Genomic DNA, 24,556 nt, shown 5'->3' on the forward strand with positions numbered 1-24,556 from the left:
ATCGCAGACCGTGTGACGGCACTCCCCGAGTTGGCTGCGGCCAGCACGGTAGGCGTTTATCTCGCGATAGGTTCGGAAGTCTCACTTGACGGACTGATTGGGACGCTGCTTCGCGAAGGCAAACAAGTGTACGCACCGCGCGTGCTTGAAGATCGACGCACGATCGTTTTTTGTCGTCTGCGCGACGTAACGGATGTTGAGATTGGCTACTATGGGATCAGGGAGCCGCGGGGAGAGTCGCTCGAATCGCTCGATCTCATGCTGATTCCGGGGCTCGCGTTTACACTTTGCGGAATTCGCCTCGGGTATGGCGGCGGTTTCTATGATCGCTATCTCGCAAGCGCATCGCGTCAAGCGGTGAAAGTCGGGGTGGCGTTCGATGGACAGATCGTTCAGGAACTACCGACAGAATTTCATGACATCCGCATGGATCACTTGGTCACGGATCGCCGGATTCATCACTGTCGGACGTGACGGACAGCGAAACGGCAATCCGCTTTCTCTGTCGTGGTATGATGGAGAGGTCGCAAGTGTGAATCGGCGGACTTTGCAATTTGGAGGATCCTTATGGATGCGATCAGCGGGTTGGTTCTCGCTGGCGGAAAAAGTCAGCGAATGGGAACAGACAAAGCGCTTCTGCCACTTGGCGCAGAAACCGTACTACACGCAACGGCGAATCGTCTCGCGGCGCATGTCGATGACCTGTTGATCGTGCGTAGAAGTGATCAGCCGTCGCTCGATCTGCCGCGTGACGGCGCAGCGCGAGATTGGCGCATCGTCTACGATCTCCATCCTGGAGACGGCCCGCTCGCGGGGCTTGAGGCAGGGTTGCGGGCGTGTCGCCACCCGTGGGCGCTGGTGACGCCAGTAGACGCGCCGTTTGTGCGCAAAGGGCTCCTTTCCCTCTTGTGCGCGCAAATTGCGACGGTTGAACCGCGCACGCGTGTGATCACAGTCGAGCATGGGGATCAGACGTATCCGCTTTTTGGCGTGTATCACCGCGTGCTTGCCGAAAGGATTGGCGAGATGCTTGAGGCGGGAGAGCGGCGCGTCATCGATTTGCTCGCGCGCGTTCCGACGGTCAAACTTTCGCGGGAAGTGTGGGGCGCGGTCGATCCGGATGGCACAAGTTTTTCGATGATGAATCGGCGGGAAGAGTACGAAGTGTTATGTGATCGATGGGAGCGGGGTGAGGTTCTATGAAACGTGAAATCCGTGTAGAAGACGCGGTTGGCATGGTGCTCGCGCATGATTTGACGAGGATTGTGCCGGGCGAGTTTAAGGGCCGACTCTTTGCCAAAGGGCATCGCATTTCGGAAGAGGATTTGCCTAAGCTCCTTGCGATTGGCAAGGAGCACATTTTTGTCCTGGAGCCGGAGGCGCATGAACTGCATGAGGATGACGCGGCAGAGCGCATGGCGCGCGCGCTGTCCCATGAGAGTTTGCGCTTTACGGAGCCGAATGAAGGGAAAGTAAACGCCAAGGCGGCGCATGATGGACTGCTCGTGATCGATGTGGAGCGGCTCGACGCGATCAACGAGATTGGCGACGTGGTTGTGGTGACAAAGCCGACGCGCCAGGCGGTGCGTGCGGGACAGACGGTCGCGGGGCTGCGCGCGATTCCCCTGCTTGTCGACGCGGCGAAAATCGCAGCGTATGAAGTGATCGCCGGGGGAGAGCCGCTGGTGCGCGTGCTTCCTTTTTTGAAACGCTCTGTAGGCGTGGTTACGACGGGCAGTGAGGTGTTCAAAGGACGAATCACCGATAAGTTTGGCCCGCGGATTCAGGAAAAACTGGTACCTTTCGGCTTGACGTTTGCAGGGCAGCGCATCGTGGATGATCAGATGGATGACATCGTCGAAGCGATTCGCGCGTTTCAGGCGGAAAAGGCAGACATCATCTTGGTGACTGGCGGCATGTCGGTCGACCCAGATGACCGCAGTCCGCTGGCGCTGCGCACGGTCGCCACGGAGGTCGTGACGTATGGGATGCCCGTGCTGCCAGGCTCGATGACCATGCTCGCGTATGCGGGTGAGACGGTGCTCATGGGACTCCCGGGCTGTGTCATCTACGATGAGGTGACGGCGTTTGACTGGCTGTTGCCGCGCGTCGCTGCGGGCTTGCGGCCGACACGTGCTGAGATCGCGCGCTTCGGTTGCGGTGGACTGTTGTGAAAAAGCCGTTTGTCTTAGGCGTCGCGGGATACAAAAACACGGGGAAGACGACGCTGATCTGCCGCCTGCTCGACGCTTTGCACGCACAGGGTTTCGTATGCTCTGTAATCAAGCATGATGCGCACGGGTTTACGGCGTCGCCGCAAACGTCCGACACGGGGCGCTATTTTTCGACAGGCGCGGCGAGTGTCGCGATTGCGAGCCCTGATGGGCATATGGCGCTGGAGCGGACGTATGACAGCGAGCCGCCGCTCACGGAACTGCTGGGGCAATTGGCGCCTAGCGACGTGGTGTTGGTTGAGGGCTTCAAGCGCGCGCCGATGCAAAAGCTAGTAATGATAGAAGAAATGGCATATGACGCGCATCGCGAGGCTTTTATTGCACCTGATTTTGTCGATCAGATCGTTGACCCGTCGCACATTCGCGGTTATCTTGTTCCAGCACTCCCTTTGCGTGTTGCCGGCTTGAACAGACCCGTGTATCATAGAGATGAAATCGAGCGTTTGCACTTCGAGGTGATGCGATGGATCACGGAGGAAGCATATGGCGTTTGATCGCTTGCCGGTCGTCACTGCCAGAAGGTTGCCCTTATACTATCGCTATCTTCAAACCTTGGTTGCGCTTGGTAAACAGCGCGTATCCTCGGCTGAAGTAAGCGCTGCGCTGCATATCGATTCGGCGACCATTCGCCGGGATTTTTCGTATTTAGGAGAGCTCGGCCGAAAGGGATACGGATACAACGTCGATTATTTACTACGCTTTTTGCAAGACTTTCTGAAACAAGACGAGATCGTCAAAGTCATCTTGGTCGGTGTTGGAAATCTCGGTACCGCACTGTGCCGCTATGACTTTTATCGAAGCAAACAGATGAATATTGTTGCCGCATTTGATGTTGATCCACTCAAGCTCGGACAAGAGATTGAGGGCATTCCTGTCCATGCGGTGAAGGATTTGGAGTCGTTTGTAAAGCGAGAAGGCGTCGAAATTGCCATTCTCGCGGTGCCCGCATCTTCTGCGCAAGTAACGGCAGATCTTGTCGTGCGCGCGGGTGTGCTTGGCATTTTGAATTTTACACCGCGCACGCTCTCTGTTCCTCCTGACGTGCGTGTGCATCACATTGACGTCACGACAGAACTGCAGATCCTCGTGTACTATCTGAAGCGCGGTCAACGTCAGGATGATCCGCAAAAAGATGACGAATCGTAACTGGATGCAAAATGATGATAAAAGGGGTGTTTACGGATGTTGGGAAACATTGGCCTTTCCGGTATTATTCTTATTTTAGTTGTCGCACTTCTCGTGTTTGGACCAAGCAAACTTCCAGATATGGGAAAAGCGCTTGGCAAATCGCTGCGTGAATTCAAAGACGCGACGCGTGATCTTCGTGAAGACACCACGCAACAAGCCACGCGCAAAGAAGAGTAAATGTGCGCATGGTACTCGTGACGTTTGAGATGCGTGCAACAGCTTTTCGCGTTTGATGGGGGCGCTCTGATTGCAACAACGTTTTGTGCCGCACATGGAAGAGCTTCGCAAGCGCATTATTTTTGTGCTTGCCTTTTTTTTGATTTCTTTGATTGGTAGTCTCACGTTTGTAAATCCGCTTTATCACATTCTCACGAAAACGGCGGGAAATGTTCCGCTCGCGGTGTTGGGACCTGGCGATATCGTCAGTATCTATTTTATGATTGGCGGAATCTGCGCGCTTGTGTTCACGACGCCTTTTCTCTTTTGGCAAGTATGGCTCTTCGTCTCCCCAGGTCTTCAGGCTAAAGAAAGACGTTATGCCGCGCGGTTGATCGCGCCAATCACGTTTATGTTTCTGCTCGGGATCAGTTTTGGATATTTTCTCGTTTTTCCACAGGTGTATCACTTTTTGCAGCGTCTCGGTCAGCAATCGTTTCGGTTTTTTATCACGGCGACCGAATACTTCAGTTTTATGACGAACATCGTTCTGCCGTTCGGCTTCTTTTTTGAGTTACCTGTCGTCGTGGTGTTTCTCACGCGAATCGGAATTTTGACGCCGGGCGTCATGCGCAAGTTTCGCCGCTTCGCCTACTTTGGCTGCGTCGTACTCGGAACGCTGATCAGTCCGCCGGAACTGATCTCTCATTTGAGTGTCACAGTTCCACTCATTCTGTTGTATGAGCTCAGCATCTTTCTCTCCGCAGCGACGTATCGCAAGCGACAGCGGGCAGAGGCGTGGTGGCGGGAGGACAAGCCTGTCGCGCGCAATGTGCGACGTTCGGTCACTAATTCTGCGGCGAACGCAGAGCTTACGCCGCAAGAATTACCCGCATCTACACCTACGCTCACACCCGGGCTGAGCGTCGCAGTGCCTGACTCGTCTACCCCTTTGATCGATAAGGATGCTGCGCGGGAGTCAGGTGTGAGTGGACAGGGCGCAAATGGGTCTGAACCAGACAGTCTCGACGCGGCGGAATCTGTTACAGCGACGTTTGATACGATTGATACACACGTCGCGTCGGTTAATGACGGGATAGATCACGCGCAAATCGAGCAGGAGATGGCTGTTTTCCTTGTCAAGCATTTGGAAGAAGGTGCTGCCTTTGAGCGGCGACCGGGGATTAAACTGGATGTGCGCGAATAGCGGCTCTTTACAACAAAACGACCCTCGAGAAACGTGTATCGAAGGTCGTTTTGTTTTTTTTCAGGCGGGTTCAGCGATGGGAGAGACCAAGGGTAGCCTTCACGCGCGCAAGGGTTTTTGTCGCCACTGCATCGGCGCGCGCAGCGCCTTCGGTTAGAATCTCGGTGATTTCGTCGCTTGAACGGATGTGCGAAAAGCGCTCTTGGATCGGCTCAAGGTGTTCGACAATCGCCTCTGCCAGATCCTTTTTAAACGGTCCGTACCCTTGTCCCTCGTATTGATCGACAAGCTGAGCGATTGGGGTGTTGGTGATGAGTGAAAAGATCGCCAGCAGATTGGAGACGGCCGCCTTCTCACTCGGATCATAGCGTATTTCTCGTCCAGAGTCGGTCACGGCGCGGCTTATTTTTTTGCGGATCTCGTCTGGGGGATCGAGCATCTCAATGCGACTTCCCGGTACCGGGTTGCTCTTGCTCATTTTTTTGGTCGGATCATCGAGCGACATGATCCGCGCCCCTTCCTTCATCAAGAGGATGTCGGGGACAACGAATGTATCGCCAAACCGGTTGTTAAAGCGCAGCGCCAAATCACGCGTCAATTCAATGTGCTGTTTTTGGTCGTCGCCGACTGGAACAAGCGCCGTATCATAGAGCAGAATATCAGCTGCCATCAGAGCGGGATAGGTAAAGAGCCCAGCCAGCACGGCGTCTTTCCCGTCTGACTTTTCTTTGTATTGAGTCATGCGTGAAAGCTCACCCATGTGAACAACACACTGCATGATCCAACCGAGTTCAGCGTGCGCGGGAACATCCCCCTGAATAAAGAGGGTTGCGCGCTTTGGATCAAGCCCGCAGGCAAGGTAGAGCGCCGCGAGATCGAGGGTGCGCGCGCGCAGCATCGCAGGGTCCTGGTTTTGCGGGAGGGTTAAAGCGTGCAGATTGACGACACAGTAAAAACTTTCGTGGGAGTCTTGCAGTGCGACAAACTGATTGAGTGCGCCGAGATAGTTGCCGAGGGTAATGACACCAGACGGCTGAATGCCGGAAAATACGCGCGATTTCATCCGAATTTCTCCTAAGTTTTGAAAGGTTTTTTGCGGGAAACGGTTTCTCAATTTCGTATCGAAACAGGAACTGTACGCTGAGTTTCCCACAGCGTCGAGGCCTGTGTCAATCGCCGTGCCTAGCGCATCACACCTTTCTTGCGTAGACCATCGCACGCATTTCTTTCATATTGACATCCAGGGAAAAATGAAACGCTCGATTTAAAAAAAAGTGCGTATCAGGAGTTGCAAAAGTGAGCGTAAATCGGTAATATCATGATTGAGTTTAGCACTCGACGAGTCTGAGCGCTAACAAAACTAAAATTCTGTAGAATGAAAGAGGAGGGTTTCGCATGATTAAGCCACTCGGCGATCGTGTGGTGCTGCGCGCGCTGGAGCGTGAAGAAAAGACCGCCAGCGGAATTGTTCTTCCAGATACGGCAAAAGAAAAGCCGCAAGAGGCAGAGGTTGTCTCCGTAGGCCCTGGCCGCTATGAAGATGGAAAACTGGTGGCAGTCGACGTGAAGGTCGGCAACCGCGTCATCTTCTCTAAATATGCAGGTACTGAAGTCAAGTATGACGGCGTTGAATATTTGATTGTCCGGGAAGCGGATATCCTGGCAGTCGTAGAGCGATAAGCGTTGGCAGTTAAACATAGCTAAGGGAGGTCACGTTGACGATGGCAAAAGATATTAAATTTCGTGAAGATGCACGCCGCTCCATGCTGCGCGGTGTGGATGCGTTGGCGGATGCGGTAAAAGTAACCTTGGGGCCACGCGGTCGCAATGTCGTTCTTGAGAAAAAATTTGGTTCTCCGCTTATCACCAATGACGGAGTGACGATCGCTAAAGAGATCGAATTGGAAGACCCGTTTGAGAACATGGGCGCGCAATTGGTGAAAGAGGTTGCTACGAAAACAAATGATGTCGCGGGTGACGGCACCACGACGGCGACCGTGCTTGCTCAAGCGATGATTCGCGAAGGTCTGAAAAATGTGACGTCGGGTGCAAATCCACTTATGCTTCGCAAAGGGATTGAACTCGCGGTTGCGGCTGCAGTCGAGGAGATCCGTATCATCTCAAAACCTGTCGAAGGGCGCGAGAGTATCGCGCAAGCGGCGGCGGTTTCTGCCGGCGACGAAGAGATTGGTCAATTGATCGCAGACGCGATGGAGAAGGTCGGTAAAGACGGTGTCATCACCGTGGAGGAATCCAAGGGCTTTACGACGGAGCTCGAAGTGGTCGAAGGCATGCAGTTTGACCGCGGTTATATCTCCCCTTATATGGTCACGGATTCTGACAAGATGGAAGCGGTTCTCGATGAGCCTTACATCTTGATCACCGACAAGAAGATCGGCAACATCCAAGAGATCCTCCCTGTTCTTGAGCGCGTGGTTCAATCGGGCCGTCCGCTGCTCATGATTGCAGAGGATGTTGAAGGTGAAGCGCTCGCGACGCTCGTCGTGAACAAATTGCGCGGCACGTTCACTGCAGTCGGCGTTAAGGCGCCTGGCTTTGGCGATCGCCGCAAAGCGATGCTTCAGGATATCGCGGTGCTTACAGGCGGCCAAGTGATCAGCGAAGAACTCGGTCTCGAACTGAAAAACACCAATATCGATCAACTCGGCCGCGCTCGTCAAGTGCGCGTGTCAAAAGAGAACACGATCGTCGTCGATGGCAGTGGAAACCGCAAAGACATCGATGCGCGCATCAACCAAATCCGCGTCCAGTTGGAAGAAACCACTTCTGACTTTGATCGCGAGAAGCTTCAAGAGCGTCTCGCCAAACTGTCCGGTGGCGTCGCTGTCATCAAGGTTGGCGCGGCGACTGAAACAGAACTCAAAGAGAAGAAGTTGCGCATCGAAGACGCGCTCAACACTACGCGGGCAGCTGTCGAAGAAGGACTTGTTGCAGGCGGCGGTACGGCGCTCGTAAACGCGCTGCGCGCGCTGGATCGCGTGAACGCAGAAGGCGACATCGCGACAGGTGTGAGCATCGTGCGCCGTGCACTCGAAGCGCCTGTTCGTCAAATCGCTGACAATGCGGGCCTCGAAGGCGCGATCATCGTCGAGCGTTTGAAAAAAGAGGCTGTTGGCACGGGCTTCAACGCGGCAAACGGCGAGTGGATCGACATGTTCAAAGCGGGCGTTGTCGACGCGGCGAAAGTTACCCGTTCGGCACTGCAAAACGCGGCGTCTGTCGCGGCGATGTTCTTGACCACCGAAGCGGTGATCGCGGATAAGCCTGAGAAAGACAAAGCACCTATGCCGGGTGGCGGCATGGGCGGCATGGACATGATGTAAGTTGTTGCCAACCCTTGTTTAGGGAGCCTCCGCTGCGGCGGGGGCTTTTTGTTGTAGTATGTCATTCCCGTTTGTCGTATCATTGCATCAACGATAGCAAACAGGATAGGAACCTGATGGAGGTGGAAACTTTGGCGACAAATCTGCCTTTTTTCGTTCATCACTCCGTTCAGATTGAAAATGTGTTTCGCATCTTGCAGGGAGTTGTATCGCAGGATTGCAAATTTTTTCTTTTTGGCTCATTTGCGCGTGGAGAAGATCGACATTCGTCTGACATTGATGTTGCACTCGACGCAGGTGAGCCCTTGCCTCTGAGCGTGATCGGGGAAATGCGCGCTCAAATCGAAGATTCCAACATTCCATTTTCAGTTGACTTGATTGATTTGAATCGGACCAGTGCACTCTTGCGTGAACAGATCCAAAAGGAGGGAATCGAGTGGATCGAGTGAACTTATCTTTGAAAAGGGCAGAGCAAGCATTGAAATCCCTGCAAGATGTCCTGCAAATTAGTGATGCATCAGAAATTGAACGCGATGCAGCCATACAACGCTTCGAATTTACATTTGAAGCTGTGTAGAAAACGGCTCGTCACTATTTGCGCGAGGTGGAGGGGGTCGATGTGGCATCACCAAAAAGCGCCATACGTTCATCCAGAGAAACAAGTTTGTTAACAACGGTGGAGGCCGCCCAAGCCCTGGTCATGACAGACGATCGAAATCTTACAAGCCACACCTACGATCGCGAACTTGCCCTGGAAATTTACCGACGCTTGCATGGTCACGCTGATCTTATGACGATGTGGCTAGAGCGTATTTCAGAGGGCGTATCCCGATCTTTTAGTTAGAATTTTCCTGCGGCTGAATGGCTTGGCTTCATACCTCACCCATCCGCATCCACTGCCCGCTCGAAAAGTCGAAGCGCTTGATCACCCGCGCGGGATTGCCTGCCGCGACGCTGTAGCTTGGAATGTCATGCAAAACAACCGAGTTCGCGCCGATCATCACGTGTGTGCCGATCGTCACGCCGGGGCCGATGAAAGAGCCTACGCCAATCAGGACGTCATCGCCGATCGTGACAGGCATTGGATCTGTCAAGCCAGAGACAAGAATGGGGCGGCTGGGATCTTCATAGGCGTGACCGACATCGGCGATGAAAACGCGTTCTCCGATGACACAGCTATGTCCGATCGTGATGCGTTCTGCGCAAGACACGCCAAAAAAACGCCCGATTTGTGTATGATCCCCCACGCGAAGACAAGCGCCTGCGCGAGGAAGCGATATCCAGGCGTGTTCGGAGATGTGAACGTTATCTCCGTATGTCAATTGTCCATCCCCAAAGACAGAATACGGCATGCTGATGTGTGGTTCAGTCATATGCATCCCCCTTGTAAAGGATCTTCATGGAGTGTAGAGGTGATGGCAAGTCTTCAATAACCTATGTTGGAGACGGAAACATCGTGAAAGCATGATTTGATTGTGCGATTTATCCATAGATGGAAAATTACCGCAGTGATGAAATGGTGGAACGCAGCAGGAAAATGAGCGTGTACTGCCGAATTTGTCGAATGAAGAATTGACCTAACTATGGAACATGAAAAATCGTGTATGAGTATATCTTTGATTAGCACGGTTTGCGAGGCGGTACGACATGGCGCAAGTGAAACAGGTAGAGGCGTATGAGCAGACATCCCGGCAGATTCTCCGAGTGATGGATCATGTATCGACCGTCATCGTGGGGAAAGCGCGCGAGATCGAATTATGCTTCGTGGCGCTTCTCGCAAAAGGACACGTGCTCTTGGAGGACGTTCCGGGCGTCGGGAAGACACGGCTTGTAAAGAGTATCGCGCAGAGTCTTGACTGCCAGTTTAAAAGGATTCAATTTACACCTGATTTGTTGCCGTCTGATGTAACTGGAATCTCTATTTATAATCAGCACACGCTTGAGTTTGAGTATCGAGAAGGGCCCATTTTCAGTCAAATCGTCCTCGTGGATGAGATCAACCGCACTTCGCCGCGCACGCAGGCGGCGCTTCTTGAGTCGCTCGAAGAGCGTGCGGTTACGTTTGACGGTGTGACGCGTCTGCTGCCGGTTCCTTTCATTGTCCTTGCGACGCAAAATCCGATTGAGTATGAGGGCACCTTTCCACTGCCTGAGGCGCAACTGGATCGATTTCTCCTCAAGATTTCTCTTGGCTATCCATCCAAAGATGAGGAGTATCAGATTCTTGAACGCAGCCTCGTCGGAACGTTTGATCAGGAATTGGAGCCAGTCGCCACACAAAACGACATTCTCGCGTGGCAAGCGCTCGCCGCGCGCGTCTTTGTCGATCAGGGACTGCTTCGCTACGCGGTGGATCTCGTCGTGCGCACGCGCACGCACGAGTCTGTCTATCTCGGTGTTTCACCGCGCGGCGCGATTGGGCTTTTGCACGCGGCGCAAGCACTTGCCACATTGCGCGGGCGAGACTATCTTTTGCCTGATGATCTAAAGGAAGTGGCGCCGTACGTGTTACCGCACAGGATGATCCTGAAATCGGATGCGCGGCTGAGGCAAGTCACGGAAGCGACGGTTATCGCCGAAATTCTCGCATCGCAACCGGTTCCTGTGCATGGCGCGTCGTTTTCCGCTCGATGAAAAACACGTTTACACTGGCTGTGCTCATTTGTAGTGACGTTTTGCTGTTTGGGTTGGCGCACACGATCGGCGGCTCGGGGACTTGGTATCTGGCGGTGGCGTGGACACTTTTTGTCCTTTGGGAGGCTGCATCCCTTTTCGCCATGCCGCGCATTGTCGATGTGGAGCGGTTCGTCTCACGCGAACGGGGATTTTCCGGGGATGATGTATTCGTTACATTGACAGTTTCCGCGAAACGCGGGTGGTGGGCATCGCTGCCTGTGCGAATGGAAGAAGAAATGGACGATGTCCTGCGTATTCGCCAGACGTACGATCAGCCGCCACGTCGCTTTGGGCACACGCTTCGCGCCAGCTATACCTTTCACGCTCTTCCGCGCGGCGCGTATGCGCTGTATGGGCTCACCATTGAGTGTTCCGATCTGTTTGGGCTTTTCAAGCGCAGACAGACGGCAGAGCGTTTGAGCGAGTGGTTGATTTACCCGAAGATCGTTCCTCTTTCGACAGATTTCACGGCGAGTTCTTTACTTTGTGCTACGCGTAGCGCGCGCAGTCACCTCTTTGCGGCATCCGAACATCTCTCAGGCACTCGTCCCTATATGCCGGGCGATCGCTTGGGTGGCATCCACTGGCCAGCGACGGCGCGCACGCAACAACTGCAGTCAAGGACGTTTGATATCCATATGTCTCATCTCACTTATTTGTGGCTTGATGAGATAAATGGCGATGAGCGACAGCGGGACGTGTTTGAGCGATCCGTCTGCGCGTGCGCGTCGGTCGCAAGCGCGCTGCTCTCGGCCGGGAGACTCACAGGATTGCTGCTTGTAGAGCAAACCGTCTCGCCAAAACGGGGGGATCTTCAGCGGGGGCGGATAATGGATGCCCTTGCGCGCGCGAAACCATGCAGGATGAACGTCGCAGAGCAGCGAGCTGCGGTTCACGCACATCTGCTGCGCACCATGGAACGCGATGCTGTGCTCTATGTGTTTACCCAAACCTTTGATGACTTGTTAGTGCGGGATCTGAACGCGCTGCTGCGGCGAAACCTATCCGTCGTCGTGTTCCTCGCGCAGCCCGCGGGGGATGACAGCGTTATGGATCGACAGGGAGTCACCGTATGCGCCTACTCATCGCTCGATGCGCTGCCTGCGATGATGAATGACGGGTATATGTGGAAACCCAATCTTCGTTAGATGCGTTGTTGACCCTCAGTGGGTGCACGTGAGGGTGACGAGGTCACAGGACGGAATGATGGTGAAGAGGTGAGCGCACAGATGGCGCGGGAAAAGGTTCGCGATTTGCTGATCGCGTGTCTTACGTGGGCGTGGGCAGCGGCACTTCTCGCCCCTATGGAGAATGTGGGGTACATGGGTGATATTTATCCAATGATCGCCTTTGTCGCATATTTGACGATCAGCCCCCTTTTTTTGCGCGCGCGTTATCGCGTCTTCCTTACGCCGCTGCTCATTTTAACCGTGATTAAAGTGGAGTATTACGGGACCCTCCCTTGGTATGCCATCGGGCCGTTTCTCGCGCATTTGGCAAACGATATGATACTTGGACTGCACGGGATGACGCATCACGATGTCAAGCAGATTAACGCCGGGATACGCACCATCGCTTTTTTTGGCGTCATCCTGTTTGGCGCTCGTCTGCTGATGGATGCGGCAGAGAGTCCCGCTTGGCTGCTCACAACAACCATTGTGGGAGAAGGTGTGCTCATCGTGCTCGCAGCGCGCGTAGGGGTTCGCGACGGGGTGGCGATGGCCGTTCTCTTTTTGAGCGCGCTCGCCATGCTTGGAGTCCGCAGCGTATGGAGTCACCTTCCTGTTGACGGCGAACGTCTTTCTATGCGCGGGCGATTGGTGCGGTCTCCTGCTTTGAGCCTGGCAGGGATGCTTGCCGTCCTGGCGATTTTGAGCGTCTGGACGCCACGAGGGGAAGCCCGCGATTTTCACGTGCGCGCGTGGTGGCATTCGCTGTTTGCGCGACGCGTTGAAGCGACCGCGCCTGCCGCTGCGTATGGCGCGAACGACGCGCGCCTTGGCGGGAATTTCAACGGCAGCTCTGCGGTCATGTTTCGCGTTATCGCGCCACAGCCGTCGTATTATCAGATGGAATCGTTCTCAACCTATACGGGGGCGGGATGGGTCAGTGGCGCGCCGACGTCGGTGGTGGCAGGAACAGCTTCTCACAGCTCGCGCACGCTTATGAAACAACAGGTGTGGGTGGAGTCTGGCGTCTACCCGGCCGTGCTCGGCGCCAACCACATCCTTGGTGCCACGATGCGTGGCGGTGTTCGCGCGCGTTTCGTACCTGCAATGGACGCGTGGACCTTCGGCACACTGCACGCGGGCGAGCATTATACCGTCACGTCAGCGCTAAAAAACGTGAGCCCGCAAGCGCTCGTCTCGGTAGCAAACGGCAATGGAGTCTACGCGTATCGTATGGATCTGCAGTTGCCGACTGATTTTCCACAGCGGGACATCCTTTTGGCGCATCAAATTACGAAGAATGCGGTGACACCTTACGCAAAGTTGCAAGCGATCATCGCGTATTTGCAGTCACACGAATCGTATCAGACGCAAGGCATCCCTGTTCCGCGGCCAGGGCAAGATTTTGTCGATCAGTTTCTTTTTGAGACGCATCGCGGCTATTGTGACCAGTTTTCAACAGCCGCCGCGATTCTCGCGCGCGTCGTCGGCATTCCGACGCGCTGGGTGAAGGGATACATCGCGGTGCCGGCCGACCCGACCTACCGCGGAGCGCTAAACGAGTACACCCTTCGCGGAACGGATGCGCACTCATGGTTTGAGGCGTGGTTTACGGGGTACGGCTTTGTCCCTTTTGAAGCGACACCGTCGGCCGCCCTCGCGCAAATTACCCGAACAAAAGGGCAAGCGGTATCCCATGTGATTTCTTCCCATCTGCCAAAAGTCACGCCTGTCGCGCAGAGTGCGCACCCACACACTGCAAAGAGGTTAAAACCTCAAAAAACTCTAAGCATTGCCACCTCGCTCGCTCCCTTGGTGTATGATTTTTTCGCACTTCTTGCAGGTGTACTTGTGATCGTTTGGTTTATGCGGCGCGTGTCGCAAAAGAGATTCTTGGCTCATAGAGAAGATGCGTCTGTCGGCGTTCCTGGCACACAGGCAGAACGTTTGCTGCACGCGCTTGAGCAACGCATCGCGAACCCGCGCGCTGCTCACGAGACGCTGCGCGAGTGGGGCAATCGACAAACGATGGGCGTGGATCAGAATGAACTGATGGATGTGATTGCCTCTGTGGAGCGTATTCGCTATGGCGCTGTGGAGCGAGCGCGGGGTGAGGATGGCGTTGCTATGGATGAAACCTTGGTTGAGTGCCGATTTCGAGCACAATTGGAATGGATCGGGCGGTCTCCTTTCAAACGCGCTTTGGCTGTCCTGCGCCGCCTGGTCAAGCAGAGCCGCTGACATTCGTGGTACACTACACAGCATAGTTTTCAAATCCTATGAAGACGTGGAAAACTCCTTGTAGAAAGTGGTGTCGAGATGGGAATGGATCGTCACGAGACGGTCGTGGTTCTTGATTTTGGAGGACAATACAACCAACTGATCGCGCGCAGAATTCGTGAATTAAACGTGTTCTCGGAGTTGCTTCCGCACGATACACCGATTGAGACGTTGCGTGCGATGAAACTCAAAGGGATCATCTTTTCAGGCGGTCCGCAAAGTGTGTATCGAGACAGTGCGCCGCTCGTTGATCCGTCGATTTACGAACTTGGCGTTCCGATCCTTGGAATCTGCTACGGCATGCAGCTGCTTGCGCGCGATTTTAATGCGCACGTCACACAGGCGAGCGCGCGCGAGTACGGGCTCACCGAACTCTCTTGCCACAGCCACGCGACACTTTTCGCAGGAACACCAGCCACCCAGCGCGTGTGGATGAGCCACGGCGATATGGTCGTCGAAGTGCCGCAGGGCTTTCGCGTGGACGCGTACACGTCGAGCGCGCCGGTTGCGGCGATGAGTGACCCTTCGCGCAAACTCTACGGTGTACAGTTTCATCCAGAAGTCCAGCACACCGACTACGGACAGGATCTGCTGCGCCAATTCCTCTTTCGCGTTTGCGAGTGTGCAGGCGACTGGCGGATGGACAATTTTGTGGAAGAGTCGATCACAGCGCTGCGTGACACCGTGAAAGATGCGCGGGTGCTTATGGCGCTCTCAGGTGGCGTCGATTCGTCTGTCACGGCGGCACTCCTTCACCGCGCGATCGGTGATCGCCTGACGTGCGTCTTTGTTGATCACGGATTGCTTAGAAAAGACGAGTCCGAGCAAGTGATGGAAATGCTCTCCGGTACGTTTCACATGGACATCCGGCTCGTGAACGCGCGCACGCGCTTTCTCGCGCTGCTTGACGGCGTATCCGATCCGGAAGAAAAGCGCAAGCGGATCGGTCGCGAATTTATTGCTGTGTTTGACGAGACGGCAACATCGCTCGGCTCATTTGCCTTTCTCGGACAAGGCACACTCTATACGGATATCGTGGAGAGCGGCACGAAAACGGCGGCGACCATCAAATCACACCACAACGTGGGCGGTTTGCCAGAAGATATGGCGTTCAAATTGATTGAGCCGCTCAAAACACTCTTTAAAGATGAGGTGCGCGCGCTCGGAGAAGAGTTGGGACTCCCGCACGCATTCGTCTATCGGCAGCCGTTTCCAGGACCCGGACTCGCGATTCGCATCATGGGCGAAATCACGCCGACACGCATCGCGACGCTTCAAAATGCGGATGCCATCTTGCGCGAAGAGATTGCGCTGGCAGGGCTTCAGGATTCAATTTGGCAGTACTTTGCGGTGCTGACTGGCGTGCGCAGCGTCGGCGTGATGGGCGACGAGCGAACCTATGCGGAAACGATCGCACTGCGCGCGGTGACTTCGCGCGACGGGATGACCGCCGATTTTGCGCATATCCCGTATGACGTGCTCGGAAAGATTTCCAACCGAATCTGCAATGAGGTGCACGGTATCAATCGCGTGGTGTACGACGTCACCTCAAAACCGCCCGCGACCATCGAGTGGGAGTAAACGTGTTCCCATCCGTGGAACGCGCATCAACGTCACCTCCTTGGCAAGAACGTGAAAACGCATAATATCGCAGATCGGAAACATGCTACAGCGAGACATCTCGACTGCGCGTGAGGTTGATCCGCGTACGTGCGTTTTAGAGGTTGTGCAGTTGATTGTGAAACATCCATTCGCTGAATTGGATCGAGTGGCAGGTTTCGCATTCTTTCGCACATGGCCGAAACGTTCGAGCTTAGGAGGCGTATTTATGATGAAACAGTCGCTTTTGGCGGCGTTTGCCGTCGTCACAGGGCTCGCTTCTCTCACGGCGTGTTCAAGCCCATCGAGTACAACGGCTCCCAATCCACCGTCCACCAGCCCCGCGCCAACATCGGGGAAGGTGACGATCAATTGGGCTGCCTCGCCGATTGCAAACGTCGGTATCCGCAAGCAATTGATCCAGTTGTTTGAAAAGGCGAATCCGAGCATCAAAGTGAACCTGATCAGTCAGCCGTCGAGCACCGATACGAACCGCGCCTCGCTGATTACAGAGATTTCCGGTGGCTCAACCACCCCTGACGTGTTCATGGGCGACGTGGTGTGGCCGGGACAATTCGCGGCGCAATCCCTCGCGGAGCCGCTTAACAAGCATTTTCCTGCGAGTTTCTTTACACGCTTTGCGCCAGGGCTCGTGCAGGGCGCGACAATTAAAGGAAATGTGTATGCGGCGCCGTTTTTCATGGACGCAGGCTTTCTCTACTATCGCAAGGATCTGCTGCAAAAGGCGCATTTGCCCGTGCCAAAAACGTGGGAACAACTGCAATCGGAAGCAAAGACATTGGTTAGCAATAAAATGGTTAAATACGGCTTTGTCTGGGAAGGCGCATCCTACGAAGGTTTAACGTGCAACTGGATGGAGTATCTCACAGACGCTGGCGGTCAGGTGTTCAACGCGCAAGGGAAACCGAACATGGATACCCCCGCGGCACAGCACGCGCTCTCCTTTATGCGCGGACTGATCACGTCTGGCGTATCGCCGCAGGCCGTGAGCGTGTTCCAAGAACCGCAAGCGATGAACACCTTTAACAACGGACAGGCTGCCTTCCTTAGAAACTGGGACTACGCGTGGGCAAACTCGCAAACACCGGGCCAGTCCAGTGTTGTTGGCAAAGTGGGCGTCGTGCCCTTGCCGACGTTTGCCGGACACGGTGCGCGCGGGTATGCATGCATCGGCGGCTGGGATCTCTACATCAATCCGCACAGCAAGCACATGGCGGCTGATCTCACCTTTATCAACTGGATGACGAGCGTTCCGGCGCAAACGGTGCTCGCCTCTCAGTATTCGGAGATTCCGACCAACGCGACTGTGCAAAACAGCCCGGCGGTCAGAGCGAAAAACCCTGTTCTTTCCATCGTGGGACAGACGAACCTTGTCGCGCGTCCCGCCCAGAATCCCTACTACGCAAAAGTGTCGACGGCGATCTACACGAATGTCAACGCGGCGCTCGCGGGGCAGGTCAGCGTCTCAACAGCGCTTAGTCAAGCCAATGCGCAATTGGCGTCGGCCGTCGGCAGTTCGAGTTTGTAGGTCGACTCAAATCATGCACCGCAAACGCATGCGGCTGTCGAGAACGTCCTTCTTGGACGGCGCTCGGCAGCCTTTTTTATCGGATAAATCATGCGGGCGTGGCAAACACTAGCGCTACAGGAAGGAGCGGATGTGCGCCATGCGTGTCAATAAGTTAGACCGAGGCTACGCTATCGCGGGATATGCCATGGTCACCCCAGCGCTGCTCGTGATTGCGCTCGTGACACTGTTTCCTATCGGTTACTCCATTTATATGAGCCTAAACGCGATTCAATCGACGTACTCCGGTTTCCAATTTTCCTTCATCGGTCTGCACAACTACGCCATCATCTTTGGGATTGCAGAATTTTGGCAGTCGCTCGGCTTCACGACAGGGTATGCGATCGTCACGGTGGTCATCGAGCTGATCCTTGGCATGCTCACCGCGCTCGCGCTCAATCAGCCGATCAAGGGACGCGGTTTCGCCGTCGCCGCGATGCTGATTCCGTGGACACTGATCACTGTCATCTCTGCGCAGATGTGGGGATACATCTTCAATCCAGTTTACGGGGTGCTAAACGCCATCCTGCTTCAACTCCACATCATCGGGCAGCCCATCTTGTGGCTCGGCCTACCCAACCTCGCGATTCCTTCGCTCATGGTCGCAGACATCTGGAAGACCACGCCGTTTGTCACGATGATCCTGCTTGCGGGCCTGCAGTTGATCCCGACAGAGTTGTACGAGGCGGCGCGCATCGACGGCGCGAGCGCTGTGCGCGTCTTTTTCCAGGTGACGTTTCCGCTGCTGCGTCCAAGTATCGGACTCGCGGCTCTTTTTCGCATTCTACAGGCGTTTGGTCTCTTTGACCTCCCGTTTGTTCTCACGCAAGGAGGACCTGGGACGAGCACCGAGTCGATCGCAATGCTCGCCTATAAGGCACTCTTTAACGACGGCGAGTTTGGGCCGGGCACGGCGGTCGCCGTCTCAACCGTGGTCTTGGTCATCCTGCTCGCGCTTGTCTCGCTGCGCGCCTTGCGCACACAAGTCGGGGAGGTGGAGTCGTGACAAGGAGACTCGCGCTGCGCAAAGGGATCGGATATCTCGTTTTGATCGCAATGCTTTTAGTGATCGTCGCGCCGTTTTATTGGATGGTCATCACGTCATTTAAGACAAACGGAGAGATCAGCGCCTTTCCACCGACGTACTTTCCGCAAAATCCGACGCTGCTTCAGTATCAGCAGGCGTTTTATCAGTTCGGATTCGGCGTATACTTTCGCAACAGTTTGGTCGTATCGCTTGTCTCCACGTTTTTTGTGATGATTCTCGCGGCGCTTGCGAGTTACGCATTGGCGCGGCTGCCGATTCGCGGAAAGGCGCCAATCATGGTCGTTTTACTGATGATCTCAACGTTTCCACAGGTGGGTGTTATCTTCCCGCTGTTTGTTTTGTTTCAGTCAATCGGTTGGTTGAACAGCTACCAGGCGCTCATCGTGCCGTACACCGCGTTCAATCTCCCATTCGCCATCTGGGTGATGCGCACGTATTTTATCGGTATTCCTAAGGAGCTTGACGAAGCGGCGCGGGTCGATGGCGCGAGTGTGATGACCACGGTGTTTCGCGTGATTCTACCGCTCGCGACGCCGGGACTATTCACCGGGGCAATCTTTACGTTTGTCGCGTGTTGGACAGAATTTTTCTTTGCGCTGGTTTTTAACAACAGCAACGCCTTGCGCACGATTCCTGTCGGCATCGCGCTCTTTGGGGGACAATTTACCATCCCCTATGGTACGATGTTCGCAGCATCTACGGTGGCGGTTCTGCCGGTCGTCCTGCTGGTACTTATTTTCCAGCGCTGGGTGGTCGCGGGACTCACGGCGGGTGCGGTAAAAGGCTAAAGGCGGGATTTACTACCATGACAACCTTGCGAGTCGGAGTGATCGGTTGCGGTGCGATCGCCGTCAATCGCCACCTTCCGGAGTATCGGGACAATTCGCGCGTGAAGTTGGTCGGTGTGTGTGACGCGAAGGAGGCGCGTGTCCAGGATGTGGCAAAGACGTATGGCATTCGCGCGTACACGCGCTGGGAAGACATGCTTTTGGAGCAAGAACTCGACGCGGTAAGTGTGTGCCTGCCCAATCGCTTTCACGGCCCTGTCTCGACGGCAGCACTTTGGGCGGGAAAGCATGTGTTGTGTGAAAAACCGATGGCCGTTTCGGCGGATGAGGCAGAAGCGATGATCGCGGCGGCGGATGAGGCGGGGCGCGTCTTGATGATCGCGCACAATCAGCGCTTTTTCCCGGCGCATATTCGCGCAAAGCAGCTCCTTCACAGCGGGCGGCTCGGCGCGGTGCTCCAGTTTCGCACGACGTTTGCACACGGGGGACCTGAGCAGTGGTCTGCGGAAGGGATGCAGTCGTGGTTTTTCAATGAGCAGGACGCGTTTGTCGGCGCACTCGGCGATCTCGGGATTCATAAAGCAGATCTGATACGCTGGTTGCTTGAAGACGAGGTGGTTGAGGTTTCCGCGATGCTCAGGACGCTTGAAAAGGCGGCCAATGTCGATGACAACGCGGTGTGCCTACTCGGCATGCGTTCAGGTGCGGTCGGCACGCTCACGGCGAGTTGGACGCACCGCCCTGGGGAGGATGACACGACGACACTCTATTGTGAACACGGGATTCTTCATATTGATCCGCATGCGGAAGTGCCGCTTCACGTGTTGTATGAGGATGGCACGGAAGAGAAGATTGCAATTCCGGATGAGGCGCAGGCGCACAACAGCCGCGTCGTGGATGAGTTTGTCGACGCGGTGCTCAGTAGCCGATCTCCTGCGATCTCGGGACGGGACGGGTACGCGTCGCTGCGCGTGATTCTCGCGGCTGTGAACGCGTCGCGCGAGGGGCGTCGCGTGACGCTGTAGGTGATGGACGATGGCGGCGAATGCCGCGCGGCATGATCAGTGAGACGAGTGGAGTCCGGGCCTGTGCGTAGGATGCACGGGCGTTTTGTGTTGCATAAATATTATATCTGATGTATATTGATAGAATTACAACCCTAGAGGGGTAAACATGGAATCGTGCGAGATTGACGATGAAGAACTGGTTTTGCGTGAGGAGTGTGGAAGATGGCCGCGATGGAAATGGGTGATCACGCGACATTTGAACAGTATCTTGAAAAGGGAAGTGTCACTTTTTCAAGTGGACGAATCGGGATCAAGCGCGATGGAGATGACGCCGCGCTTTTTGTGTTTTCTGAGCATGCCGTATATGCGGGCGCGTTTACGACGAATGCGTTTAAAAGCGCGTGTGTGACGAGCGCGATGGATCGCCTGCGAGCGCAAAAGAAGATCAAAGCGGTGCTGATCACAAGTGGAAACGCGAATGCGGGCACAGGTCCGGCGGGGCGTGCGGATACGGAGCGACTGGCGGCGGGCGTTGCGGGGCACGTGGGCTGTGCGGCAGATGAGGTGGTCGTGCTTCACACGGGAGTGATTGGCGTGCCGCTGCGCGCGGAGCGGTTGATCGGCAGCCTTGAGGGTCTTTGTCAAGGGGCGACGTCAACGCCTGAAAAGCTGGTCGGCGCGGCGCGCGCGATGATGACGACAGACACCTTTCCTAAGGTGAGCGCGAGGGCTTTTCAGGTTGGTGACACTTCGTATACGGTGTGGGGTGTGGCCAAAGGTGCGGGTATGATTCACCCTAAGCTGGCGACGATGCTGTCGGTGCTGGTAACCGATGCGCCGGTAAGCCAGCGGACTCTGCAGCGTGTGCTTTCGCGGGTTGTGGGTCAGACGTTCAATCGCATCTCGGTGGACGGCGACACGAGTCCGAATGACAGTGTGCTGCTTTTTTCGACGGGCGGTGCGCGGATGGAGGCTGGCACGGCTGAGTTCTATGGAGTGGAAGGGACAGGGGGCGGCCGAATTGACGATGGAGAGGTTGATGAAACCTTATTTGAAGATGCGCTGAGGAGCGTCGCGCAGGATCTAGCGCATAGCATTGTGCGCGACGGTGAAGGTGCGACGAAATTTCTGGAGATTGTGGTGCGGGGCGCACAGTCCGAGGTGGATGCGGAGCGCATTGCCGAGACGATCGCCACGTCGCCGCTTGTGAAGACGGCGTTTTTCGGTGAGGATTTCAATCCGGGGCGGATCATCTCGGCGATTGGGCGCGCGGGTATCGCCGTTTCGTTTGATCGCCTGCGGCTGACGCTTGGGGATCAGAGGGTGTATGACGCGGGACAGTTCCTTGTGACGGCGGAGTCAGACGCGCGACGGGTGATGGCGATGAAGGAGATTCCGGTCGTCGTTGAACTTGGCGCGGGTGAGTTGGAGATACGCTATTGGACGTGTGATTTGACGTTTGACTATGTGAAGATTAACGCGGAGTACACGACCTGAGGAGGTGGATTCGATGGCCGTTTCAGAAGAACGGGTGACTGGCGTGTTGCGCGAGGCGACGGTTCGCGATGTCGATTCGATTGTGGCGCTCTTGCGGGATTATGCGGAACAGGGGCTGCTCTTGCCACGCACTCGGCAGTCTGTACTCGAAATCTTGCCGTCGTTTCGGGTGATCGATGTGGCGGGCAGGGTGCAGGGTGTGGCCTCGCTGTGTATCCTCGGGGATGATCTGGCAGAGATTCGGTCGCTCGCAGTCGCCCCAGAGGCGCAGGGTGGTGGATTTGGCAAGCGCCTGGTGCAGGCGCTGCTCGTGTATGCGGCGGATTTGCAGCTGCCAAAGGTGCTCGCGCTCACGTACCAGGAGATGTTTTTTTCGCGCTGCGGGTTTCACGTTGTGGAAAAGCACACGCTGCATCAGAAGATTTGGAAGGATTGTATCAACTGCAAGAAGTTCCCGGTGTGCGATGAGATCGCGATGATCTATGAGACGGGTGTGTAGGGCGTGGCGGCAGGAGAACGGGCGCAGGCGTGAGCGTTCGTGCGCGGCGGATGATGCGCTTGTGCGATGCGCCTGCGCAACCCTCGCGTCGATGCGGTAGGTTGGGTGCAACGGAAGCCGAATTCGCGGGTAGGATGGCGGCTGTGCATATCAAACTGGCTTGTGCGCGCGCATCTTGGGTATACTAGTAAAACACGGAAACACAGGCAGATGATGCATAGATGTGTCACGTGACTTTGACCAAGGAGTTTTCTCATGAGTGAACCAGGCACACCGTCTCCGTTTCTTACCCTGATTACGAATCCGCGCCTCTACTTTGAGACGCGTCGGGAACAGCCGCGCTGGATGCTGTTGACGCTCGTTCTCGCCGCGATCACGGGCGCGCTTTCGAGTCTGACACTGCGCTACATGATGCAGTCCCCGAGCTACCTCGCGTACGTGCACACGTTGACAAAGGCGCAGGCGGCACGTGTCGCGTCGCAAGCCGCATCCGTCACACCGATCAGCGCATTTGCCGGCGTATTTGTCGCGGTGACTCTGTCCGCCGTCTTTCTCTGGTTGATCGCGCGCATCTTCTCGCTTGCGATCGAATATCGCCGCGTCGTTTTCATCATGGCGAGCGCGACGGTCATTTCCGTGCTGGGGACCCTCTTTGACACCATCATGACGTTTTTGACGGGTCGCTATCAGACGAATTTTTTATCCATCAGCACGTTGACTGGCGGAACGGGGCGATTCGGGGGGATTGAGTCGGCGCTCGGTTTGTTTCTGATCGGCTCACTGATCATCCAGACCATCGGTTTGGCGGTGTTCACGCGCACGTCAGTGCGCAGGAGCGTGTGGCCAGTGTTGGTCGCATATCTATTGCCGCCGATTCTGAGTATGATCTTTTACAAGCCGACACCTTGACGAGGGATGTTTGGAACTGACCGTCTACCGCGAATTTTGCCGTCTCCCGTGGGAGGCGGTTTTTTCAGAGAAAAGGAAGGGAGCTGCTGAGTTGGGGGCTAATTTTTATACGATAGTATGAGAAGCAATTTTTTGCTTTATATTACGCTCTGTTCGGATAAATTGTGGATTTTGAGGACAGAGGAGGGAACGTCGCTTATACCCAACAAGACCTGACATAGGAGAGAGTCGTTCTCACGTTCAGATTGCTTTCCCTTACTTCGCCACCGGAGAGGTTATAGCGTAGACCTTTACTGGACAACCACAGGTGGGATCAATCGTTTCTCGCTCCAAGTGCATTCCAAGTTTTTGCATGATGCGTTCCGATGCATCATTGCCAACCTGACAAATGCTTAGAATCTCGGTTAAGTCGCAATTCTCGAATCCGAAACGTAGAACCCCCCTGGCTGCCTCCGTGGCAATGCCTTTTCCCCAGAAGGAACGCCCGAGCCGCCAACCTATTTCCACAGCAGGCATTACTTCCGGTAAAAAAGTAGGAACTGAAAGACCTACGAATCCGGAAAGTTCACCCGATTCCTTAACCTCTACGGCAAATAGACCGTAATCCAGTGTGTTCCATTCTTCTTCCCAGTGCTTGATAGCCCTTTTCGTTTGCTCTTCTGTTCTAGTGGTGCCTCCACCAATCCAACGCATGACCTCCGGATCAGCGTTGATTTCAGCCATTGGCGCTATGTCTTTTTCGCCCCATCTGCGTAGCACCAATCGTGATGTCTCTAAAGTCGGCATATTTGACTTCCTTCTGTGTAAATTTTCGCTCAACCTGTCTGCCTATATAAGACATGGAAACAACAATCGTGGCAAAGATAATCGGGTTCCCATTCCCCTGTTTCGTGGGATACAAAGAACATACTACCACTACCATGTCCATCTTCTATAGGTTGGTGGCAAATAACGCATTTTCCTGTAGGGGTGCTAGATTTATAGCGAACCGTCTCGTTATCAATACAAGATATGGCAAGAAAAGCGACGTTCCCAAGTACCGCTGGCAATGTCACGTGTTGTATCAATGTAAGCAAACCACGTCATGTAATTGCGAGATACTTTGTAGCGACACCCTAGAAACCTCCATCCAGCCCTTCAGACGGCTGTGGTATGCGTTGACACTCCCTGCTCGATTACAAACCGTGACAAACCCAGGCCAAACATGGCTTTTGGGTCATTTGTCGTTTCGTCTGATCGGCGGTGGGATACATACGCTAGAATGGAAGTGTCGGGAGATGATTGATGGCAGCTTCATCGATCATGCCAAACTTTCATGACAAAGTTTGTTTTCATAATCCGAACGATCGTGTAACAAATTTGTGGTA

25 protein-coding genes and 1 pseudogene are annotated in these 24,556 nt (G+C 55.0%); 23 read left to right on the forward strand and 3 right to left on the reverse strand.

Going from position 1 to position 24,556, the window contains the following annotated elements:
- The 7 genes from AYW79_RS01910 to tatC all read left to right on the forward strand — a co-directional run.
- Positions 1-474 (forward strand): 5-formyltetrahydrofolate cyclo-ligase (locus tag AYW79_RS01910; protein ID WP_067560974.1); only part of this gene is annotated, 474 nt, incomplete at its 5' end.
- Between the two features lie 93 nt (positions 475-567).
- Complete coding sequence (locus tag AYW79_RS01915) at positions 568-1,203, forward strand: molybdenum cofactor guanylyltransferase (RefSeq protein WP_067560976.1); 636 nt, start codon at positions 568-570, stop codon at positions 1,201-1,203.
- On the forward strand, positions 1,200-2,174 hold the full coding sequence (locus AYW79_RS01920; RefSeq protein WP_067560978.1) for a molybdopterin-binding protein: 975 nt from the start codon (positions 1,200-1,202) through the stop codon (positions 2,172-2,174). The genes AYW79_RS01915 and AYW79_RS01920 overlap by 4 nt, the downstream gene beginning before the upstream one ends.
- On the forward strand, positions 2,171-2,728 hold the full coding sequence (gene mobB, locus AYW79_RS01925; RefSeq protein WP_067560980.1) for a molybdopterin-guanine dinucleotide biosynthesis protein B: 558 nt from the start codon (positions 2,171-2,173) through the stop codon (positions 2,726-2,728). Before AYW79_RS01920 ends, mobB begins: the two co-directional genes overlap by 4 nt.
- A complete protein-coding gene (locus AYW79_RS01930; RefSeq protein WP_067560981.1) occupies positions 2,718-3,380 on the forward strand; it encodes a redox-sensing transcriptional repressor Rex in 663 nt (220 codons plus the stop codon). Before mobB ends, AYW79_RS01930 begins: the two co-directional genes overlap by 11 nt.
- 36 nt (positions 3,381-3,416) lie before the next feature.
- A complete protein-coding gene (locus AYW79_RS01935; protein WP_067560983.1) occupies positions 3,417-3,599 on the forward strand; it encodes a twin-arginine translocase TatA/TatE family subunit in 183 nt (60 codons plus the stop codon).
- Between the two features lie 70 nt (positions 3,600-3,669).
- A complete protein-coding gene (tatC, locus tag AYW79_RS01940) occupies positions 3,670-4,785 on the forward strand; it encodes a twin-arginine translocase subunit TatC (RefSeq protein ID WP_067560985.1) in 1,116 nt (371 codons plus the stop codon).
- 70 nt (positions 4,786-4,855) lie between these two features.
- Here tatC and trpS read toward each other — a convergent pair whose 3' ends face one another.
- Positions 4,856-5,848 carry a tryptophan--tRNA ligase gene (gene trpS, locus AYW79_RS01945; RefSeq protein WP_067560986.1) on the reverse strand — a complete coding sequence of 331 codons (993 nt, stop codon included), beginning with the start codon at positions 5,846-5,848 and terminating at the stop codon, positions 4,856-4,858.
- A 332-nt stretch (positions 5,849-6,180) separates the two neighbouring features.
- On the opposite strand from trpS, the gene groES reads away from it, so the two are divergent.
- The 5 genes and pseudogenes from groES to AYW79_RS16340 form a co-directional block, all read left to right on the forward strand.
- Positions 6,181-6,465 (forward strand): co-chaperone GroES, encoded by a 285-nt coding sequence (gene groES, locus AYW79_RS01950; protein WP_067560988.1) that lies wholly within the window; start codon positions 6,181-6,183, stop codon positions 6,463-6,465.
- Positions 6,466-6,506: 41 nt separating this feature from the next.
- Positions 6,507-8,129, forward strand: a complete 1,623-nt coding sequence (gene groL / locus AYW79_RS01955) for a chaperonin GroEL (protein WP_067561151.1) — start codon at positions 6,507-6,509, stop codon at positions 8,127-8,129.
- Positions 8,130-8,260: 131 nt separating this feature from the next.
- Positions 8,261-8,578, forward strand: coding sequence for a nucleotidyltransferase family protein (locus AYW79_RS01960; RefSeq protein WP_079289654.1), 318 nt, complete (start codon positions 8,261-8,263; stop codon positions 8,576-8,578).
- Positions 8,566-8,706, forward strand: a complete 141-nt coding sequence (locus AYW79_RS16335) for a nucleotidyltransferase substrate binding protein (RefSeq protein WP_197460984.1) — start codon at positions 8,566-8,568, stop codon at positions 8,704-8,706. The genes AYW79_RS01960 and AYW79_RS16335 overlap by 13 nt, the downstream gene beginning before the upstream one ends.
- A 12-nt stretch (positions 8,707-8,718) precedes the next feature.
- Positions 8,719-8,973: pseudogene (locus AYW79_RS16340) on the forward strand (nucleotidyltransferase substrate binding protein); the annotation flags it as partial.
- A gap of 28 nt (positions 8,974-9,001) precedes the next feature.
- Here the strand turns inward: AYW79_RS16340 and AYW79_RS01970 are convergent.
- Complete coding sequence (locus tag AYW79_RS01970; protein WP_067560992.1) at positions 9,002-9,502, reverse strand: acyltransferase; 501 nt, start codon at positions 9,500-9,502, stop codon at positions 9,002-9,004.
- Between the two features lie 274 nt (positions 9,503-9,776).
- Between AYW79_RS01970 and AYW79_RS01975 the strand changes: the two genes are divergently transcribed.
- From AYW79_RS01975 to AYW79_RS02025, 11 genes are all read left to right on the forward strand, one after another.
- Entirely contained in the window at positions 9,777-10,763 is a 987-nt protein-coding gene (locus AYW79_RS01975) for an AAA family ATPase (RefSeq protein ID WP_067560994.1), read from the forward strand.
- Entirely contained in the window at positions 10,760-11,953 is a 1,194-nt protein-coding gene (locus tag AYW79_RS01980; RefSeq protein ID WP_067560996.1) for a DUF58 domain-containing protein, read from the forward strand. The genes AYW79_RS01975 and AYW79_RS01980 overlap by 4 nt, the downstream gene beginning before the upstream one ends.
- Positions 11,954-12,034: 81 nt before the next feature.
- Entirely contained in the window at positions 12,035-14,215 is a 2,181-nt protein-coding gene (locus AYW79_RS01985) for a transglutaminase-like domain-containing protein (RefSeq protein ID WP_067560998.1), read from the forward strand.
- Between the two features lie 84 nt (positions 14,216-14,299).
- Positions 14,300-15,835 carry a glutamine-hydrolyzing GMP synthase gene (gene guaA / locus AYW79_RS01990; protein ID WP_067561153.1) on the forward strand — a complete coding sequence of 512 codons (1,536 nt, stop codon included), beginning with the start codon at positions 14,300-14,302 and terminating at the stop codon, positions 15,833-15,835.
- 82 nt (positions 15,836-15,917) lie between these two features.
- Positions 15,918-17,402, forward strand: coding sequence for an ABC transporter substrate-binding protein (locus AYW79_RS01995; protein ID WP_231877853.1), 1,485 nt, complete (start codon positions 15,918-15,920; stop codon positions 17,400-17,402).
- A gap of 139 nt (positions 17,403-17,541) precedes the next feature.
- Positions 17,542-18,447 (forward strand): carbohydrate ABC transporter permease, encoded by a 906-nt coding sequence (locus tag AYW79_RS02000; RefSeq protein WP_067561000.1) that lies wholly within the window; start codon positions 17,542-17,544, stop codon positions 18,445-18,447.
- Positions 18,444-19,277 (forward strand): carbohydrate ABC transporter permease, encoded by an 834-nt coding sequence (locus AYW79_RS02005; RefSeq protein WP_067561002.1) that lies wholly within the window; start codon positions 18,444-18,446, stop codon positions 19,275-19,277. The genes AYW79_RS02000 and AYW79_RS02005 overlap by 4 nt, the downstream gene beginning before the upstream one ends.
- Before the next feature lie 17 nt (positions 19,278-19,294).
- The gene (locus AYW79_RS02010) at positions 19,295-20,302 is read left to right on the forward strand and encodes a Gfo/Idh/MocA family protein (protein ID WP_067561004.1); all 1,008 of its coding nucleotides are present in this window, start codon (positions 19,295-19,297) and stop codon (positions 20,300-20,302) included.
- A 204-nt stretch (positions 20,303-20,506) separates the two neighbouring features.
- Complete coding sequence (argJ, locus tag AYW79_RS02015; protein ID WP_067953201.1) at positions 20,507-21,781, forward strand: bifunctional glutamate N-acetyltransferase/amino-acid acetyltransferase ArgJ; 1,275 nt, start codon at positions 20,507-20,509, stop codon at positions 21,779-21,781.
- A gap of 13 nt (positions 21,782-21,794) precedes the next feature.
- Positions 21,795-22,280 carry an N-acetyltransferase gene (locus AYW79_RS02020; RefSeq protein ID WP_067561006.1) on the forward strand — a complete coding sequence of 162 codons (486 nt, stop codon included), beginning with the start codon at positions 21,795-21,797 and terminating at the stop codon, positions 22,278-22,280.
- A gap of 255 nt (positions 22,281-22,535) precedes the next feature.
- Complete coding sequence (locus AYW79_RS02025; protein WP_067561008.1) at positions 22,536-23,189, forward strand: YIP1 family protein; 654 nt, start codon at positions 22,536-22,538, stop codon at positions 23,187-23,189.
- A gap of 255 nt (positions 23,190-23,444) precedes the next feature.
- Here AYW79_RS02025 and AYW79_RS02030 read toward each other — a convergent pair whose 3' ends face one another.
- Entirely contained in the window at positions 23,445-23,975 is a 531-nt protein-coding gene (locus AYW79_RS02030) for a GNAT family N-acetyltransferase (protein ID WP_082806741.1), read from the reverse strand.
- Positions 23,976-24,556 lie beyond the last annotated feature (581 nt).

Source organism: Ferroacidibacillus organovorans, from assembly GCF_001642725.1.
In the GTDB taxonomy this organism is placed as follows: Bacteria; Bacillota; Bacilli; order Alicyclobacillales; family SLC66; genus Ferroacidibacillus; species Ferroacidibacillus organovorans.

Coding starts and splice junctions, on each gene's coding strand:
- AYW79_RS01915 (WP_067560976.1), top strand. CDS start 568: ATGGATGCGATCAGCGGGTTGGTTCTCGCTGGCGGAAAAAGTCAGCGA.
- AYW79_RS01920 (WP_067560978.1), top strand. CDS start 1,200: ATGAAACGTGAAATCCGTGTAGAAGACGCGGTTGGCATGGTGCTCGCG.
- AYW79_RS01930 (WP_067560981.1), top strand. CDS start 2,718: ATGGCGTTTGATCGCTTGCCGGTCGTCACTGCCAGAAGGTTGCCCTTA.
- AYW79_RS01935 (WP_067560983.1), top strand. CDS start 3,417: ATGTTGGGAAACATTGGCCTTTCCGGTATTATTCTTATTTTAGTTGTC.
- trpS (WP_067560986.1), bottom strand. CDS start 5,848: ATGAAATCGCGCGTATTTTCCGGCATTCAGCCGTCTGGTGTCATTACC.
- groES (WP_067560988.1), top strand. CDS start 6,181: ATGATTAAGCCACTCGGCGATCGTGTGGTGCTGCGCGCGCTGGAGCGT.
- groL (WP_067561151.1), top strand. CDS start 6,507: ATGGCAAAAGATATTAAATTTCGTGAAGATGCACGCCGCTCCATGCTG.
- AYW79_RS01970 (WP_067560992.1), bottom strand. CDS start 9,502: ATGACTGAACCACACATCAGCATGCCGTATTCTGTCTTTGGGGATGGA.
- AYW79_RS01975 (WP_067560994.1), top strand. CDS start 9,777: ATGGCGCAAGTGAAACAGGTAGAGGCGTATGAGCAGACATCCCGGCAG.
- AYW79_RS01980 (WP_067560996.1), top strand. CDS start 10,760: ATGAAAAACACGTTTACACTGGCTGTGCTCATTTGTAGTGACGTTTTG.
- AYW79_RS01985 (WP_067560998.1), top strand. CDS start 12,035: ATGGCGCGGGAAAAGGTTCGCGATTTGCTGATCGCGTGTCTTACGTGG.
- guaA (WP_067561153.1), top strand. CDS start 14,300: ATGGATCGTCACGAGACGGTCGTGGTTCTTGATTTTGGAGGACAATAC.
- AYW79_RS01995 (WP_231877853.1), top strand. CDS start 15,918: ATGCTACAGCGAGACATCTCGACTGCGCGTGAGGTTGATCCGCGTACG.
- AYW79_RS02000 (WP_067561000.1), top strand. CDS start 17,542: ATGCGTGTCAATAAGTTAGACCGAGGCTACGCTATCGCGGGATATGCC.
- AYW79_RS02010 (WP_067561004.1), top strand. CDS start 19,295: ATGACAACCTTGCGAGTCGGAGTGATCGGTTGCGGTGCGATCGCCGTC.
- argJ (WP_067953201.1), top strand. CDS start 20,507: ATGGCCGCGATGGAAATGGGTGATCACGCGACATTTGAACAGTATCTT.
- AYW79_RS02020 (WP_067561006.1), top strand. CDS start 21,795: ATGGCCGTTTCAGAAGAACGGGTGACTGGCGTGTTGCGCGAGGCGACG.
- AYW79_RS02025 (WP_067561008.1), top strand. CDS start 22,536: ATGAGTGAACCAGGCACACCGTCTCCGTTTCTTACCCTGATTACGAAT.
- AYW79_RS02030 (WP_082806741.1), bottom strand. CDS start 23,975: ATGCCGACTTTAGAGACATCACGATTGGTGCTACGCAGATGGGGCGAA.